The sequence below is a fragment of the Streptomyces shenzhenensis genome (assembly GCF_021462265.1).
GTDB lineage: Bacteria > Actinomycetota > Actinomycetes > Streptomycetales > Streptomycetaceae > Streptomyces > Streptomyces shenzhenensis.
The window spans coordinates 139,864-156,096 of the sequence record NZ_JAJONF010000021.1 but is presented as its reverse complement, the minus strand read 5'-3'; the positions used below and the strand labels follow the sequence as shown (position 1 = coordinate 156,096).

Below are 16,233 nucleotides of genomic sequence, written 5' to 3'. Positions count from 1 at the left end.
CATCCACCCGACTCGGTCCGTGAAGGAGCGAGGCCCACAGGCGAGCAGCGGCCCGCACCCGTATCTCTACCAGGGACGCGGGACGCGGGGCGCATGGGGGGTGCGGGCGCCCCGTCAGGGGCGCGGGGCTGTGTCGATCTGCGGCTCCGCCGCGGGGCGCGACCAGCCCCCACCCGCCCGCGCGCATCCGCACCACCTCAACCGACCCCACCCGACTCGGTCTGTGAAGAAGCGAGGCCGTCACCCGCGGTGGGCCCTGTCAGGGGGTGCGGGGCTGTCTCCGAGGTGCGGTTCCGTCGCGGGGGCGCGGGTGGCCGCGGCGGAGCGGCGCCGGGTTGCGGTGCGGTGGGCCCCGTCAGGGGCGCGGGGCTGTGTCGATCTGCGGCTCCGCCGCGGGGCGCGACCGGCCACGGCGCACCCGCACGCACTCCACCGCCGCAACCCGCCCATCCCCGCCTCTCAACCGGGCGAGTCGGATGGGTGGGCGGGCGGCACCCGGCCGGACAGCTCCGCCAGCCCTCTCCGCGTGGCGACCACCACCACCCGGTCCCCACCCCGCAACACGTACTCCCCGTCCGCAATCCCTTGCCGGCCCTCAAGCGCCAGCACCCGCCACGCCCCCGCCCGGAACGCCCCCTCCACCGTCCGCCCTTCCAGCTGCGGATGCCCGCCCACCTCCACCACCGCCACCAGCAACACCTTCCGCTCCACCGGAATCGCCCCGAGGATCTGCCGCCCCAGCATCGCCCCCGCGAAGGACGGCGCCGCCAGATAGGACACGCTCCGGCTCCGGGTGACGGCCCGCGGATGCGCCGCCCGCAGGGTCCGGTACACGGCGGTCGCGAAGTCGTCGTCGTACAGCCGCAGCACCGCCGTCAGATCGGGCCGCACGGACCGCGCGTACAGCACGGCCTCCAGATTCGTCGTGTCCGCGCTGGTCACCGCGAGCAGCGCCTGCGCCCGATGGATCTTGGCGGCCTCCAGGACACCCTCGTGGGTGACGTCCCCGAGCACCACCGGCACCCGCAGCCGCCGCGCCACCGCCAGCCCGCGCGCCTCGGGATCCGACTCGACGCACACCACGGGGACGTGCAGTTCCCGCAGTCGCGTCAGCACCCGCGTACCGATCTTCCCCAGCCCGAGGAGCACCACATGCCCGCTCAGTCCCCGTGGCGGCTTGCGCAGCGCGGAGGCGGTCCGGAAGGTGCCGAGCGCCTCCAGTACCGCCGCCAGCAGCACCGGCAGCAGCAGCAGCCCGACGAGCCCCGACAGCAACTGCAGGATCTGCCGGCCGACCGGAGCCCCGAGCGCGGGGTTGTCGATGGCGAACAGGTCGAGGAGCGTGTAGTAGAAGGCCCGTACCGGATGGATGCCCGTCACCACCGACAACGCGACCGCGAGCGCGACCACACACGCCATGCTTCCGGCCAGCGACCACCTGAGCCGCCGGGAGAAGAGCGAGGCGAGCGGCGGTACGACCCCGCGCCCGGCCGGCTCCGCCGCCCCCGCCGACGACGACACGTGCTCCAGCACCATCACGCCACGCTCGCCCGCGGCCCGCATCTGTTCCGCGTCCGGCAGCAGCCGCGGCCCCCGCTCGCGCTCGCCCTCGGCCGACTGGGACCCGGTGCCGTTCAGCGAGAACAACGCCAGTGGGAACAGGCCCCGCTCGGTGGCGTCCTGCCCGGCGACGGCACCCGGCGGCAGGTCCACCGCCCGCAGCACCAGGCCCTGCGTGTGGATGACCTTGCCACGCCCGGCGAGCGCGGTGGCGGCGAGCGCCGGTGCGACGGTGTCGGCGTCGGACAGCACGGTCGTGGAGGCGTCCCCCACCGCACCGGCCTCGGCGCCCTCCACGTCCCCGATGGCCAACGCGGCCGCCTGGTCGAGGAGTTCCTCGATGTGCTGCCCCAACCGGCGGTTGTAGAGCCGCAGGACGAGCCGCAGCCGCGGATTCAGCCGGCGGGCGGTGAGGGCGGCCCGGATGTTGGTCTCGTCGTCGTCGTACACGAGCGCGAGCGCGGCGGCCCGCTCCACGCCCGCCTCGGCGAGCACCGCCTCACTGGCCTCGGCGGCCTCCAGCACCCGCTCCCCACGCGGCCCGTCACCGGCACCGGCGACCGAACCACCCGCACCGGAACCACCGTTGCCACCAGCACCACCACTACTGCCGCCGCCACCGTTCCCGCCTGCCGCCGCCCGTCCGACGGCCGCACTGACCATCCGGTCGAACAGCGCGGCCGAGGCGGCCCGGGCACGTCCGACGACCGGCGGCCGGGCGATGCGCACGTCCGGCGGCACCACAAGGGTGACCTGTTCGTTGTAGACCGTGCGCAACTCGGCGGCCAGCCGGTGCGCGAGCCCGTCGTCCCCGCACACCACCATGGGGGCCCGGGCCCCACCACCCTGATACGGAACGCTCGCCACGAGGGAAAAGACTGCCTCAACGGGACGCATGGTTCCAGCAACGAGATGAACAGCCGCCCCTGACCGCCCGTAGGGAAGGTGAGGGAGCATAATCCCCGGATCTGACCGAAGTGCCGGAGGTATCCGACCCGTGGCCGTCACCGAGAAAGCCGCCCTGCCCGGCGCCGTGCCCGAGGGCGCGCCCCCCGGCGGCGACGGCACCCGCACCCCGCCCGACCGGGAGGGCGAGTGGCACTTCAGCTCCCCCCTGGCCCTGACCCTGCTCCTCCTCCTGGTCGTGGTGTTCCAGGGGCCGGTCCGCGGCGCGCTGTCGAAGCCGGTGATGCAGAGCTGGATGACGGTGTTCGTGGCGGTGGTCGTCCAGGCGCTCCCGTTCCTCGTCCTCGGCGTGCTGCTGTCCGCGGCGATCGCGGTCTTCGTCCCGCCGTCCTTCTTCGCCCGCGCCCTGCCCGGCCATCCCGCTCTGGCGGTGCCGGTCGCGGGTCTGGCCGGGGTGATCCTGCCGGGCTGCGAGTGCGCGTCCGTCCCGGTGGCCGGCGCCCTGGTCCGCCGGGGCGTCACCCCGGCCGCGGCGATCGCCTTCCTGCTCTCCGCGCCCGCGATCAACCCGATCGTGCTGACGGCGACGGCGGTGGCGTTCCCGCGCGACCCCGAGATGGTGGTGGGCCGGTTCGCGGGCAGCCTGCTGGTGGCGTGCGCGATGGGCTGGCTGTGGCAGCGGCTCGGCCGCACCGACTGGCTGCGCCTGCCGGCGCACGCGCATCACGAGGGCGAGACCAGGGGGGAGGCGTTCTGGTCCTCGGTCCGGCACGACACGATGCAGGCGGGCGGCTTCCTGGTGCTCGGCGCGATGGCGGCGGCGACGCTGAAGGCGGTGGCCCCGGCGGAGTGGCTGCGCACGGCGGCCGCCGACCCGGTGGTCGCGATCCTCGCGCTGTCGGTCCTGGCCGTACTGCTGTCCATCTGCTCGGAGGCGGACGCGTTCGTGGCGGCCTCCCTGACCCAGTTCTCGCTCACCGCGAAGCTGGCCTTCCTGATCGTGGGCCCGATGATCGACCTCAAGCTCTTCGCGATGCAGGCGGGCACCTTCGGCCGCGGCTTCGCCCTGCGCTTCGCCCCGGCCACCTTCGTGGCGGCGATCGCGGGCGCGGTCCTGACCGGGGCGGTGCTGCTGTGAACCGGCAGGCACAGGCGGCCGTGATGTTCCTGGTGGGCGCGGCCCTGCTGCACGCGGGCGGGACCAATCTCTACCTGCGCTACGTCAAGGCGGGCCTCCAGTGGCTGGTGCTGACCGCGGGCGCCGTCCTGATCGTCGCGGCACTGGCGACGGCGTGGTACGAGTGGAAGCGCGCCCGCACCCGAAAGGCCACGCAGGAAGCCGCCCAGGCAGCCGCGTCCGAGGCCGCGTCTGAGGCGACGCCCGAGGCCGCGTCCGAGGCGACGCCCGAGGTCGCGCCCGAGGCGCATGCTCACCCGGAGCCCCGTATCTCCTGGCTGCTGGTCCTCCCGATCCTCGCCCTGATCCTCATCGCCCCGCCCGCGCTCGGCTCCTACAGCGCGATGCGCACCGGAACGGCCCTGCAGCATCCGTACGGCTACATGAAGTTGCCCAAGGCCGACCCGATCCCGATCAACCTGGTCGACTACGCGGGCCGCGCGGTGTACGACCACGGCCGCTCGTTCGGCGGCAGGAGCGTGCGCCTCTCGGGTTTCGTGGCCCTGGACAAGAACGGTGCCCCCTACCTGGTCCGCATGGCCCTCAACTGCTGCGCGGCGGACGCCCAGCCGGTGAAGGTGGCCCTGACCGGCAAGATCCCCCCGGTCCTCCAGCCGGACGCCTGGCTCCAGGTGACCGGCACCTACACCGCCCGCGTGACACACGACCCGGTGAACAACGGCCCGATCCCCTACCTCAAGGTGACCGAGGCCAAACCGATCCCGGTACCGTCCGACCCGTACGACGAGAGCTGGAACAACTGACGGGCCGATGTGCAGGCGGTGCTACTCGGTTCAGGGCCAGGTGCGCTCGATACGGTCGTGCCGCACGGCGTACGCCGCTGGGCCGCCCTTCTCGACGGCCCGGTGGATCGCGTCGACGCGTGTGACGAGCCGTTCGACCATCTCGCTGCTGCGAAGCTGCTGGTTGTCGAGGTAGAACAGCACTGCTTCGCGCTCCAGCACAGGTCGGATCTCCAGGTCTCGGGTCTTGATCCGTCCGTCCTTCGAGAGCGGGACCCAGGATCGGTCGAGACCGTGGGTGATCCACTCCTCGTCGGGAACGTCCTGCCCGTCGTACGGGAAGACGTCTCCGATCCGGTGCACTGTCCACCCGCAGGCCCTCGGGCCCTCGGCGACACGGCGACCGAGATTCCGGTCGAGGAAGAACTCAGGCGGCAAGGTGCACCACTGCCTGGCAGAGGGCGTCCACCTGGTCAGGCGTCATGTCGTAGTCGTAGGCGATGTCCTCGACGGTTTCCCCGGCTTCCCAGAGGTCGGTGATGGCCTTCACCGTGACTCGGTTGGCGGCCACCACGGGGAGGCCGTGGCCGAACCGCGGGTCGATCACGACGGGTACGGATTCCGGGTACTGACGCAGCCGCAAGCTGGAGGGGAAGTCGTCGCCGGGCTCCCAGGTGAGGTAGCGGAGGTAGTCGGAGACCACCTCCTTGATGGGGACCTGGCCGTCCCGGGCTCTTCGGAGGTCCCCCCAGCCATGCTCGATGAAGATGTCCACGCCGTCCGTGGCGATCCGCTTCGACACGAGACCGTACGGGGTGTCGAAGGCATCCCGTACGGCGGCAGCCGCTTCCCTGATCTCGCTCATGCGGAGACCGAGCGACCGCAGAGACCGAAGAACGTGCGCCTCGGCCACCGCGATGAACGGCACCGAGGGCTGTCCCCTCCGGACCGGCTCCACCTGGTGGACCAGCGGTGCTCCGGCGGCCTGGCCTTTCAGCCAGGTGGTGAGAGTCGACTGCGGAATCTCAAGGTAGGAGGCCGTTTCCGTGGGCGTCAGAAGCCCGTCTTTGAATCTGTCGACCATGCCCCACCTCCTCCTGATGACGCGTCTTGCATCGTCGCACACCGAGCCTCCCACCTGCCGGTGGACCGCACACCCGGTCACCGGCTCAACCAGCCGCACGGAGAACGTTCCCGGACCGGCAGTCCCGGCAGCGTCCGGGGTCCGGCGCTCGGAACGCCCGCTCGCAGCCGTCGCAGGTCTGGAAGCGCGCGACCTTCGGGCGGTCTGTCCCGCGCTCCGATCGGAGTGGACGTGGATCACGCCGGAGGTCGCAGCTCCGGCGTCGGCGCGCGAGGGCGCGTTAGACTGCGGGTCAACCATCGGGAAGCGATCTCTTCCTGATCGGTCAGGCCCTCGTTCGGGATTGCCGTCCCGGCCGGGGGCCGTATCTGTTTGCGGTTGTCGCGGTGAACGTACGGCCCGCATCCCGCGCCTGCAAGCCGGTCACCCGGACGGGTGACGCGGGCCGCGTGGCCGGGGAGGGCGGGTGGGCGGGCAGTTCTTTCCCCCGGCTCTTCGGGAAGGTCAGCGGCCCGCCGGGCCCTCGCGGACAAGGGTCCGGCGGACCGGGGAGGCGGGCCGGGACCGGGGTCCGGCGGACTCAGCCGCGGTGGCGCCGACCGGCCTTCAACTCACCTATGAACGCCGCCCAGGGACCGGCCTCGAAGATCAGTGCGGGTCCGTCAGGGGCCTTGCTGTCACGGACGGGAACGGTGCCGGGGAACGCGTCGGCCACCTCCACGCAGTTGCCGCCCTCCTGATTGCTGTAGCTGCTCTTGCGCCAGGCGGCGCCGTTCAGATCGGGACGGGACCTTCGCTCCACGGTGGTTGTCCTCCATCACGGATCGGATCATGTCGAGCGACATGAGCGGGGGCAGAGCTGCCGCCCGCAGCCGATCGTAGGTCAGCGCGAAACTCCTGACCTCGTCCGGATCCTCGACGAGTTGGCCGTAATGCGCACCCTCCGTGTAGGCGGCTTCCGAGCCGTCCGGCATCGTCAGAACCGTGAGCGAGCCGCCCATCACGTCGTGCTCGCCCTGGTCGAACGGCAGTACCTGTACGGTGACTTGGCGCTCCACAGCGGCATCGAGCAGCCGTCCCAACTGCTCACGCATGACCTCCGGGCCGCCGACCGGACGCCTCAGCACGGCCTCGTCGAGAACGACCCACAGCTCAGGCCGGTCGGACGCGTTGAGCCGTTCCTGGCGGCCCATACGAGCGGTGACCCTCTCCTCCAACTGCTCCTTGCTGCCAAGTGTTCGACCGACACTCAGCACCGCCCGCGCGTATGCCTCGGTCTGCAGCAAGCCCGGGACCACGTGCGCCGCGTACTCGCGGATGACCACCGCCCGCTCCGAGTACGCCATGAACTTCCGCGACCAGTCCGGAAACGCCTCCCTGTACACGTACGGCCACAGCTCGACCAGCAACTCGTCCGCGACCAGCGCCGCGTCCAGCGCCCGCGCAAGCTCCAGTGTCGGTCTCGCCCCGGAGGCCCGTTCGATCTGGGTGATCCGGGTGCTCACCACGTGTACGGCGGCGCCGAGTTCGGCCTGGGTCAGGCCGGCGGCCGTACGCAGTCTCCGTACCCGCGAACCGAACAGCGCCGCCATCGACGTACTGGGGTCGATTCCGTTGGCCAAGGCGTCACTTCCATCCCTTACGAACCGAGAAGTAAGACTGCGTCACCTTTCGAGCGTAGGGCGCCGGGACGACTCTTGGACACGGAACGTGATGTCTCGCGCACAGGGCGGGACATCCAGGCTCGACAGGCAAGGACGGGCAGGCAGTGCTGACAGCGATGGTCGAACCACACTTTTCCGCGGGGCAGTTCGCGTCCTCACCGCGGGGCGCCCGGCACGCTCGGCGCCACGCAGTCCGTTGCCTTGAGGGGTGGGGATTTCCGCCGGCGTCGGACGCGTCGTCCACGGTCGCCCTCGTGGTGGGCGAACTCGCCGCGAACGCGGTGCGGCACGGCAGGGTGCCGGGGCGCGAGTTCGGACTGCGGCTCGCCCTCGACACCGCGGCGGGCCTGGTCCGGGTCGAGGTCGCGGACGCCGCGTCCGGGAAGAGGCCGCCCGCCGCCGCGCCCTCGTCCTTTCCCGAGGGGGAGTCGGGCCGCGGTCTGTTCCTGGTGGACGCCCTGGCCCTGCGGTGGGGTGTGACGCCTCGTCACCCCGTGGGCAAGACGGTCTGGGCGGAGGTGCCCGTCGCCTCGCCGTGACCGGGGTGGCCGCCGGGCCCGGTCACGCCCGTCCGACCGTGTCCTGGTCCTCCACCGCGGTCCCCTGCGCCGGAAGCGGGACCGGGCGGTCGGCCGGGGCGGGCTCCGGCGACGCGGACCGTCGGGTCAGGCGGCGGGCCACCGGTTCGGTGTAGCGGGCGGTGAGGGGGCCGAGGATGACGAGGATGAGGACGTAGGCGGTGGCCAGGGGGCCCAGGGAAGGTTCGATGCCGGCGGTGACGGCGAGGCCGGCGATGACGATGGAGAACTCGCCGCGGGCGACCAGGGTGCCGCCGGCCCGCCAGCGGCCCCTGGCCGAGATCCCGGCGCGTTTCGCGGCCCAGTAGCCGGTGGCGATCTTCGTGAGCGCGGTGACGGCCGCCAGGGCGAGCGCGGGCAGCAGGACCGGCGGGATGCTCGACGGGTCGGTGTGCAGGCCGAAGAAGACGAAGAAGACGGCGGCGAACAGGTCGCGCAGGGGAGCGAGGAGGAGGTGGGCGCCCTCGGCCACCTCGCCGGAGAGGGCTATGCCGACCAGGAACGCGCCCACGGCCGCGGAGACCTGGAGCTTCTGTGCGATGCCCGCGACCAGGAGGGTCAGGCCCAGGACCACCAGGAGCAGTTTCTCGGGGTCGTCGCTGGAGACGAAACGGGAGATGTGCCGGCCGTAGCGGACGGCGATCAGCAGGACCAGTCCGGCGGCCCCGAGCGCGACCGCCAGGGTGAGGCTGCCCGCCGCGAGGCCGACGCCGGCTAGCAGCGCGGTGATGATCGGCAGGTAGACGGCCATGGAGAGGTCCTCCAGGACCAGGATGCTCAGGATCACCGGCGTCTCCCGGTTGCCGAGCCGCCCCAGGTCCCCGAGGACCTTGGCTATGACACCGGAGGAGGAGATCCAGGTGACGCCGGCCAGCACCACGGCCGCCACCGGTCCCCAGCCCAGCAGCAGGGCCATCGCGGCGCCGGGCAGCGCGTTCAGCGCCGCGTCCACCAGGCCCGCCCGGTACTGCGTCCTGAGGTTGGAGACGAGATCGCTGGCCGTGTACTCCAGGCCGAGCATGAGGAGCAGGAGTACGACGCCGATCTCGGCGCCGATCGCGACGAACTCCTCGCTGGTGCCGAGCGGGTAGAGCCCGCCCTTGCCGAAGGCGAGCCCGGCCAGCAGGTAGAGGGGGATGGGTGAGAAGCGGAGGCGCCCGGCGAGCCGGCCGAGCAGACCCAGACCGAGGATGATCGCACCGAACTCGATCAGGAAGACGGCGGAGTCGTGCACGGCGGCCTCACTCCCGCCCGAGTATGGCGGCGGCCGCGTCGACGCCCTCACGGGTGCCGATCACGATGAGCGTGTCGCCGCCGGCGAGGCGGAAGCCGGGCGTGGGGGAGGGGACCGCCTCGGCGCGGCGCAGCACGGCGACGATGGACACGCCGGTCTCGGTCCGCATCCGCGTCTCGCCCAGCAGCCGGCCGTTCCAGTACGACGTGGCGGAGAGTTCGATCCGCTCGGCCACCAGCCCGAGGTCGGTGGTGGACAGCAGGTTCGGGCTGTGGTGCGTCGGCATCAGCGCGTCGATGAGCGCCGCCGCCTCCCCGGAGGACAGCCGCAGCGACAGGGCGCAGGCGTCGGGATCGTCCTGTTGATAGGCGCTCAGAATCCGTGAACCGTCCCGGTGCGCGACCACGGACACCCGGCCCTGGGCCCGCGTGGCGAGGTCGTAACGGACCCCGATTCCCGGCAACGGTGTCCTGCTCAGGCGTGGCGCCCCCAAGGCTGTCTCCCCTGTCTCGTCGTCTCGTCCCGCTGATTCTTTGCGCTTTCTTTAACAGCAGCCTAGCCTGGCGGGGAGCCGGGGAGCGGGCCCGGGAGGGCGGTCAGGACGGGTAGGGGACGTAACAGTCCAGGGCCGGGTGGTACAGCACGTGCCAGGTGCGGCCCTCGATCACGCCGCTGGCCGGCAGGCCGTGGCAGGTCTGGATCCACTCGACCTTCTTCTGCATGACCGTGCCGTAGACCCCGTCCAGGGCGAGCTTGGGCGGCTGTCCGCCCCACGCGTTGCTGAGGCACTGCGCCTGTCTGACCGCCGCTCCGGTGTCGCCGTAGGCGAGCGTCGGCTGTTGGCCCGAGGCCACGTAGGAGCAGTTCTGACCGGAAGCGGCCGCCGTGTGGGGCACCGCCGGGCCCAGGGCGACGGCCGCGCCCAGTACCGCGGCCGAGGTGAGAAGCCGGTTTCGTCTCATGCCCGCTCCTTCAAGAGCGACTCGACTTCTGTCCATGGTCGCGCGCGAGCGGGAGCACCCGCGAGTCGAGCGGACGCGGGCCCGGCGGCGAGGGGGCCGCGGCCGCCCGCCGGCCGCGTACCGCGGTGAGCGTGCCCAGCAGGGCCATGGCCAGGCAGCCGAGCAGGACGGCGGTGGACGACGCCTTCAGCATCGACAGCCCGGACCCGGTGAGCAGCACGACCAGGGCCCAGCGCACCGCGGCTCCCGAGACCCGGCTGGAGACGAGGGAGCCGGCCACGACCCCCGGAACGGCGCCGATCAGGAGCGTCGCCGCGAGTCCCAGGTCGGCGTCGCCGACGAGCAGGTGGCCCAGGGCGGCGGCGGCCACCATGGGGACGGCCTGCACCAGGTCCGTGCCGACGAGGTGGTTGGCCTTGAGGCGCGGGTGGGCCAGCATCAGCATCACGATGATCAGGGAACCCGAGCCGACCGAGGTCATCCCGACGATCACCCCGCCCGCCAGTCCGATGAGCAGCGTGGCCACGGGCCGTACGGGAACGTGGGTGTCCTCGCCGGCAGCACCGGCAGCACCGGCAGCGCCCGTATCGCCGTTCCCGCCGTCGGCGGTGGTGCGGCGGCGGTCGAGCCACATGCGGGCGAGCATGCCGACGACGGCCAGCATCAACGCGGCACCGACGACGTACTTGACGCGCTGTTGCAGTGCGTCGCCGTCGCCGAGCGCACGGAGCAGGAACACACCGCCGAAGGCGGCCGGGACGGCGGTCGGCAGCAGCCAGCGCACGATGTCCCAGCGCACGGTGCCGGCCCGCTGGTGGACCAGCGCGCCGAACGGCTTCATGAACACGGACGCGGCCAGGTCGCTGCCGATGGCCGCGGTGGGGTTCACCCCGAACACCATGACCATGATCGGCGTCATGAGCGCTCCGCCACCCATGCCGGTGAGCCCTACGGCGAAGCCGACGAGGGCTCCCGCGATGACGATCGGAACGGTGGAGTCCATGGGGCGGAACCTTAGCCACCATTCCTATGGGAAACGTAGGGAACGGGTGCGATCCCCGGTTTCAGCGTCCTGAAGCCGCTCCGCCCGGCTGAAACCGCCCTGAAGCCCGCTTGAATCCCGGTGGCCGCACGCTCTGCGGCATGACGACGACGAACACACAAGAACCCGAACCCGAGCGCGAATCCGAATCCGCACTCGCGATCGCGGCCACCGGGCTGCGCAAGGCCTACGGGGACAAGACCGTCCTCGACGGCATCGACATCCGCGTCCCCGCCGGCACGGTCTTCTCGCTCCTCGGGCCGAACGGCGCCGGCAAGACCACCGCGGTCAACATCCTGTCCACGCTCATCGCCGCCGACGGCGGTGAGGCCCGGATCGCCGGGCACGACCTCACCGCCGAGGCCCAGAAGGTACGGGCCGCGATCGGGGTCACCGGCCAGTTCTCCGCCGTGGACGGACTGATCACCGGCGAGGAGAACATGCTCCTCATGGCCGACCTGCACCACCTGTCCAAGCGGGACGGACGGCAGGTCACCGCCGACCTGCTGGAGCGGTTCGACCTCACCGAGGCCGCGAAGAAGCCCGCCGCCACCTACTCCGGCGGCATGAAGCGCCGGCTGGACATCGCCATGACCCTGGTCGGCAGCCCGCGGATCATCTTCCTCGACGAGCCGACCACCGGCCTCGACCCGCGCTCCCGCCACACCATGTGGCAGATCATCCGCGAGCTGGTCTCCGGCGGCACCACCGTCTTCCTCACCACCCAGTACCTGGAGGAGGCCGACCAGCTCGCCGACCGCATCGCGGTGCTCGACGGCGGCCGGCTCGTCGCCGAGGGCAGCGCCGAGGAGCTCAAGCGGCTGGTCCCGGGCGGCCACGTCCGGCTGCGGTTCTCCGACCCGGGGTCGTACGAGCAGGCAGCGACCGCGCTGCGCGAGGCCACTCGCGACGACCAGGCCCTCACCCTGCAGATCCCCAGCGGCGGCACCCAGCGCGAACTGCGGGCCATCCTCGACTGGCTGGACGCCGCCGGCATCGAGGCCGACGAACTCTCCGTGCACACCCCGGACCTGGACGACGTGTTCTTCGCCCTGACCGCCACCACCGCTACCGGCGCCACTGCCACGGCCGCTACCGGCACCGCCGCCACCGGCAACCAGAACTCCGGCAACCAGAACGCCGACAAGGAGACCGTCCGATGAGCACCGCCGGTTACGCCTTCCGCGACAACCTCACCATGCTGCGGCGCAACCTCCTGCACGCCCGCCGCTACCCCTCCCTCACCCTGAACCTCCTGCTCACCCCGGTCATCCTGCTGCTCCTGTTCGTGTACGTCTTCGGCAACGTGATGAGCGCCGGCATCACCGGCGGCCACGCCGACCGGTCCGAGTACGTCGCCTACCTCGTCCCCGGCATCCTCTTCCTGACCGTGGCCATGACCTCGCTCGGCACCGCCGTCGCCGTGTGCACCGACATGACCGAGGGCATCATGGCCCGGTTCCGCACGATGGCGATCTCCCGCGCCTCGGTGCTCACCGGCCACGTGATCGGCAGCGTGATCCAGACGATGACGGCGCTGGTCCTGGTCCTGGGCATCGGACTCGCCATCGGATTCCGGCCCGACGCGTCGCCGGTGGAGTGGCTCGCGGCGGCCGGCCTGATGGCCCTGGTCAGCCTCGCCCTGACCTGGCTCGCCGTCGGCATCGGCCTGATCAGCCCCAACCCCGAGGGCGCCAGCAACATCGGGACGCCGCTGGTGATGCTGCCGTTCCTGTCCAGCGCGTTCGTGCCGGTGGACGCCATGCCGGGCTGGTTCCGCTGGTTCGCCGAGTACCAGCCGTTCTCACCCTTCATCGAGACCCTGCGCGGTCTGCTGCTGGGCAGCGGGATCGGCACGCAGAACGCGGTGCTGGCCCTCGGCTGGGGCGTCGCGCTGACCGTGCTCGGCTACCTGTGGTCCAAGGCGCGGTTCAGCCGTGAGCACCGGCAGTGAGCCCGTGCAGAGCCTGCCGGGCCGCCGCCCGCAACTGGTCCCGCCCCAGGGCCGCGTACTCCGACCTCGCGTCGGCGTACGCGGCCCGGTCCGCGTTCTCGGCCGCCTGCCGGGCCCGGCCCGAGGAGAAGGTCGGCAGGTCCCGCATCACCGGCAGCACCTCCGCCAGCGCCAGCAGCCGTACCCCCGTGGTGTCGCCCCGGGCCAGCCCGGCGTAGCCGAGCGCGAGCAGCACCGAGCCGTAGACCGGCAGTTCCAGCAGGTCCCCGGCGGCGGGGCCGTCGCCGGACAGCATCCCGAGCAGCCGGTCCCGCAGGTGTCCGGCCAGTTCGGCCACCGGTTCCAGCCGGTCGTGCTGCGCGTGCGCGGCGAGCGCCGCCGCCTGCACCTGGAGGGACCAGGAGTCGAGGTAAGGGTCGTCCGCGGCCAGCGCGCCGGCCTCCCGGATCCCGGCCGCCGCCTGCCGCCACAGGCCGAGGCCGACCTCGGTCAGCCCCCGGGCCAGCGCGATCTCCGCCCGCGACTGGAGCAGTTCGGGGGCGGCCTGCGCGGACTCCGGCCGCGGGTCGGGAGCGGCGCGGCCCAGCCAGTACTCCGCCTCCGCGACCTCCCCGCGCTGCAGACAGGCGGACACCAGCCCGTAGCGGACGCCGATCGCGTCCGACCAGCTGCCGGCCTCGCCGAGCGCGTCGGCGGCCCGGAGATGGTCGTACGCCTCCGCACCGCGCTCCGTCTTGAGGCACAGGTCGGCGATCCGGCCATGGCTGAGCAGCATCGTGATCGGGTTGCCGAGCGGCGCCACCGCGGCGAGCATCCGCCGGGCGTAACCGAGCGCGCGTTCCGTCTCGTACGCGGATTCCCACAGGTAGCTGGCGACGCCCGCCGCGAGGCCCGCCAGCAGGGGCTCGTCGGCCTCGCACAGCTCCTCCAGCCGCGCGTACCGCGGCGGGCGCATCTCCGGGACCGCGCACAGCACGGCGGCCAGGGCCCGCGGCACGGTGTCCGCCGGGGCGGGCGGCAGGCGGCGCAGCGTGACGAGCTGGCGTACGGCGTGCGGGCCGTAGCCCATGAAGAGGCCGGCCGCGCACACCGCCGCCGCGCTCCGGGCCGTCTCCACGTCGTCGGAACACTCCGGTCCCGGGCGGAAACGGGACAGCGGCCCGCCGGTCTCGGCGGCGAGGGTGACGAACCGGGTGTAGCTGTTGCCGACGGACCACAGGGAGGCCAGTACGGCGGTCACGGCGGCGGTGGCCGGACCGTCGGCGCGGGCCAGGGCGTGCCGCAGCGCGAGGACGAGGTTGTCCTGCTCGGCACGGATGCGGTCGAACGCGGCCGACGCGTCGGTGCCGTACATCCCGCCGTGGTGGGCTCGCCCGAAGTCCCGGGCCCAGGCGAGGAACCGGCCCGTCACGGCCTCCGTCTCCCCCGCCTCCTCACGCCGGGCGGCGCCGAACTCCCGCAGCGTCTCCAGCATGTGGAAGCGCACCCCGGCGGGGCCCTCCCCCACCTTGATCAGGGACTGTCCGGCCAGCTGCTCCAGCAGGTCCATCGCGTCCCCGTCCCCGTGCCCGTGCGCGTCCCCGTTTCCGGCGCCGGTGCCGCCCAGCACGTACTCCGCCGCGGTCACGTCGAAGCCGCCGGGGAACACCGACAGCGCGCGGAGCGCCGCCCTTCCCTCGGGTTCCAGCAGGTTCCAGCTCCACTCGACCACGGCCCGCAGCGTGCGGTGCCGTTCGGGGGCGTCCCGGGCGCCGCCGCGCAGCAGCGCGAAACGGTCCCGCAGCCGGTGCGCGATGTCGGCCACGGAGAGCACCCGGACCCGGGCCGCGGCCAGTTCCACGGCCAGCGGCAGGCCGTCCAGATGCCGGCAGATCTCGGCGACCCGGTCGGCCGGCAGGTCCGCACCGGGCCGCGCGGCCCGCGCCCGCTGCGTGAAGAGCTCGACGGAGGTGGCCAGGGACAGCTCCGGCAGGGTGTACACCGACTCCGAGGTCAGGCCGAGCGGGGCCCGGCTGGTGGCCAGCACCCGCAGCTCCTTCGACCGTGACACCAGCGCCTGGACGAGGGCGGACGCGGCGGCGATCACGTGCTCGCAGTTGTCGAGGACCAGCAGCGCCGGCCGCGGACCCAGCGCGGCGACGATCGCGCTCACCGTGTCCTTGCCCCCGCCCGGGAGCTGGCGGCCCTCACCGCCGCCGACGGCCGAGGCGACCTCGTCGGCCACGTCGTCGTGGGTGACACCGGCCAGGGTGACGAAGTGGACGACGGGCTGTTCGGCCGCCCGGCTCACCGCGTGCGAGAGACGGGTCTTGCCGAGCCCGCCCGGACCGACGACGGTGACCACCCGGGCGCCGCGCAGCAGCCCGGCCACGGCGGCGATGTCGGCGTCCCGCCCCAGCAGCGGGTTCGGGTCGTGCGGCACCCCGTGCCGGACGGGCGCCACGTCGGCACTCAGCAACTCCTGGTACACGGCCCGGAGTCCGGCCCCCGGATCACTTCCCAGCTCGTCCCGGAGGCGGCGCCGGTAACCGTCGTACCGGGTCAGCGCCGCGGCCCGCCCGGCGCCGGCGGCCTCGCAGCGCAGCAGCTCCGCCAGCACCTCCTCGTCCCGGGGCAGCTCCCGGTGCAGCTCGGCCAGCGGCGCGGTGGCCTCCGCCCGCCGTTCCAGCCGGGCGAGCGCGAGGGCGTGGGAGCGCACCAGCGCCCGGTACGCCCGCAGCCGCCCGGCCCGCAGCGCCACCACCGGGTCGTGCAGTTGCTCGTCCGCCCCGGCGGCCACGCTCCCGTCCCACAGCGCCAGCCCGGCGGCGGCCCGCGCCAGGGAGCCCTCGTGGTCCCCGGCCCTGGCGCGTTCGGCGGCGGCCGCCTCGTGCGCGAGGAGCGCGGAGCTGTCGACCTGGGTCTCGTCCAGCCCCAGCCGGTACCCCGTCGGCGTGCTCAGGATCAGCTCGGCGCCCAGCTGCGACCTGAGCCGGGAGACCAGGACCTGCACCGCCTTGCCCGGCCGCTCCGGCAGCTCGTCCGGCCACAGCCCCTCCACCAGCCGCCCGGTGCTGCAGCCGGTGCGCGGATCCTGCGCGAGCAGCGCCAGCAGCCCGCGCAGCCGGGGCGCGGTGATCTCCCGTCCACGGCAGGCGACTCGGGACAGCAGGGTCAGCTCGGGGGGCTCGGTGGTCACCCGTGCAGACTAGGCGTGTTCGGGCAGCACCCTGAAGGGGCGGGCGCGGGGCTGTGCCGATGTGCGGCTCCGCGGCGTGGGCGCGGCCGGCCACGACGGCGCCGCGGTCGGCACACTGCATGTCGTGGCACTTCCAGCGGGGTGCTCTGCC

General features: G+C 72.9%; 15 protein-coding genes. 5 read left to right on the top strand and 10 right to left on the bottom strand.

Translation table 11 applies throughout. The features are described from left to right. Window positions 1–459: 459 nt before the first annotated feature. On the bottom strand, window positions 460–2,385 hold the full coding sequence (locus LQ326_RS26015; RefSeq protein WP_234540235.1) for an NAD-binding protein: 1,926 nt from the start codon (window positions 2,383–2,385) through the stop codon (window positions 460–462). A 172-nt stretch (window positions 2,386–2,557) separates the two neighbouring features. On the opposite strand from LQ326_RS26015, the gene LQ326_RS26010 reads away from it, so the two are divergent. Beyond that, complete coding sequence (locus tag LQ326_RS26010; protein ID WP_372496953.1) at window positions 2,558–3,604, top strand: permease; 1,047 nt, start codon at window positions 2,558–2,560, stop codon at window positions 3,602–3,604. After that, window positions 3,601–4,407, top strand: a complete 807-nt coding sequence (locus tag LQ326_RS26005) for a TIGR03943 family putative permease subunit (RefSeq protein WP_234540187.1) — start codon at window positions 3,601–3,603, stop codon at window positions 4,405–4,407. Before LQ326_RS26010 ends, LQ326_RS26005 begins: the two co-directional genes overlap by 4 nt. A 30-nt stretch (window positions 4,408–4,437) precedes the next feature. On the opposite strand, the gene LQ326_RS26000 is transcribed toward LQ326_RS26005, so the two are convergent. The 4 genes from LQ326_RS26000 to LQ326_RS25985 form a co-directional block, all read right to left on the bottom strand. Continuing rightward, window positions 4,438–4,824, bottom strand: coding sequence for a PIN-like domain-containing protein (locus tag LQ326_RS26000; protein WP_234540185.1), 387 nt, complete (start codon window positions 4,822–4,824; stop codon window positions 4,438–4,440). Continuing rightward, the gene (locus LQ326_RS25995) at window positions 4,814–5,470 is read right to left on the bottom strand and encodes a DUF433 domain-containing protein (protein ID WP_234540183.1); all 657 of its coding nucleotides are present in this window, start codon (window positions 5,468–5,470) and stop codon (window positions 4,814–4,816) included. The genes LQ326_RS26000 and LQ326_RS25995 overlap by 11 nt, the downstream gene beginning before the upstream one ends. Window positions 5,471–6,050: 580 nt before the next feature. Further along, complete coding sequence (locus LQ326_RS25990) at window positions 6,051–6,185, bottom strand: DUF397 domain-containing protein (RefSeq protein WP_234540231.1); 135 nt, start codon at window positions 6,183–6,185, stop codon at window positions 6,051–6,053. Then, entirely contained in the window at window positions 6,148–7,062 is a 915-nt protein-coding gene (locus LQ326_RS25985; protein ID WP_234540229.1) for a helix-turn-helix domain-containing protein, read from the bottom strand. Before LQ326_RS25985 ends, LQ326_RS25990 begins: the two co-directional genes overlap by 38 nt. Before the next feature lie 188 nt (window positions 7,063–7,250). Between LQ326_RS25985 and LQ326_RS25980 the strand changes: the two genes are divergently transcribed. Then, window positions 7,251–7,673, top strand: coding sequence for an ATP-binding protein (locus LQ326_RS25980; protein WP_234540181.1), 423 nt, complete (start codon window positions 7,251–7,253; stop codon window positions 7,671–7,673). Window positions 7,674–7,695: 22 nt separating this feature from the next. Here LQ326_RS25980 and LQ326_RS25975 read toward each other — a convergent pair whose 3' ends face one another. From LQ326_RS25975 to LQ326_RS25960, 4 genes are all read right to left on the bottom strand, one after another. Beyond that, window positions 7,696–8,946 carry a cation:proton antiporter gene (locus tag LQ326_RS25975; protein ID WP_234540179.1) on the bottom strand — a complete coding sequence of 417 codons (1,251 nt, stop codon included), beginning with the start codon at window positions 8,944–8,946 and terminating at the stop codon, window positions 7,696–7,698. Window positions 8,947–8,953: 7 nt separating this feature from the next. Further along, a complete protein-coding gene (locus LQ326_RS25970; RefSeq protein WP_234540177.1) occupies window positions 8,954–9,439 on the bottom strand; it encodes a cation:proton antiporter regulatory subunit in 486 nt (161 codons plus the stop codon). A 103-nt stretch (window positions 9,440–9,542) separates the two neighbouring features. After that, window positions 9,543–9,908, bottom strand: coding sequence for a peptidoglycan-binding domain-containing protein (locus LQ326_RS25965; protein WP_234540175.1), 366 nt, complete (start codon window positions 9,906–9,908; stop codon window positions 9,543–9,545). 10 nt (window positions 9,909–9,918) lie between these two features. Further along, window positions 9,919–10,911, bottom strand: coding sequence for a sulfite exporter TauE/SafE family protein (locus LQ326_RS25960; protein ID WP_234540173.1), 993 nt, complete (start codon window positions 10,909–10,911; stop codon window positions 9,919–9,921). A 140-nt stretch (window positions 10,912–11,051) separates the two neighbouring features. On the opposite strand from LQ326_RS25960, the gene LQ326_RS25955 reads away from it, so the two are divergent. Both LQ326_RS25955 and LQ326_RS25950 read left to right on the top strand, forming a co-directional pair. Further along, window positions 11,052–12,113 carry an ATP-binding cassette domain-containing protein gene (locus LQ326_RS25955; RefSeq protein ID WP_234540171.1) on the top strand — a complete coding sequence of 354 codons (1,062 nt, stop codon included), beginning with the start codon at window positions 11,052–11,054 and terminating at the stop codon, window positions 12,111–12,113. Further along, window positions 12,110–12,904 (top strand): ABC transporter permease, encoded by a 795-nt coding sequence (locus LQ326_RS25950; RefSeq protein ID WP_234540169.1) that lies wholly within the window; start codon window positions 12,110–12,112, stop codon window positions 12,902–12,904. The genes LQ326_RS25955 and LQ326_RS25950 overlap by 4 nt, the downstream gene beginning before the upstream one ends. On the opposite strand, the gene LQ326_RS25945 is transcribed toward LQ326_RS25950, so the two are convergent. Then, window positions 12,882–16,082 carry an ATP-binding protein gene (locus LQ326_RS25945; RefSeq protein ID WP_234540167.1) on the bottom strand — a complete coding sequence of 1,067 codons (3,201 nt, stop codon included), beginning with the start codon at window positions 16,080–16,082 and terminating at the stop codon, window positions 12,882–12,884. The two genes, LQ326_RS25950 and LQ326_RS25945, sit on opposite strands and share 23 nt — an antisense overlap. Window positions 16,083–16,233: the final 151 nt, after the last annotated feature.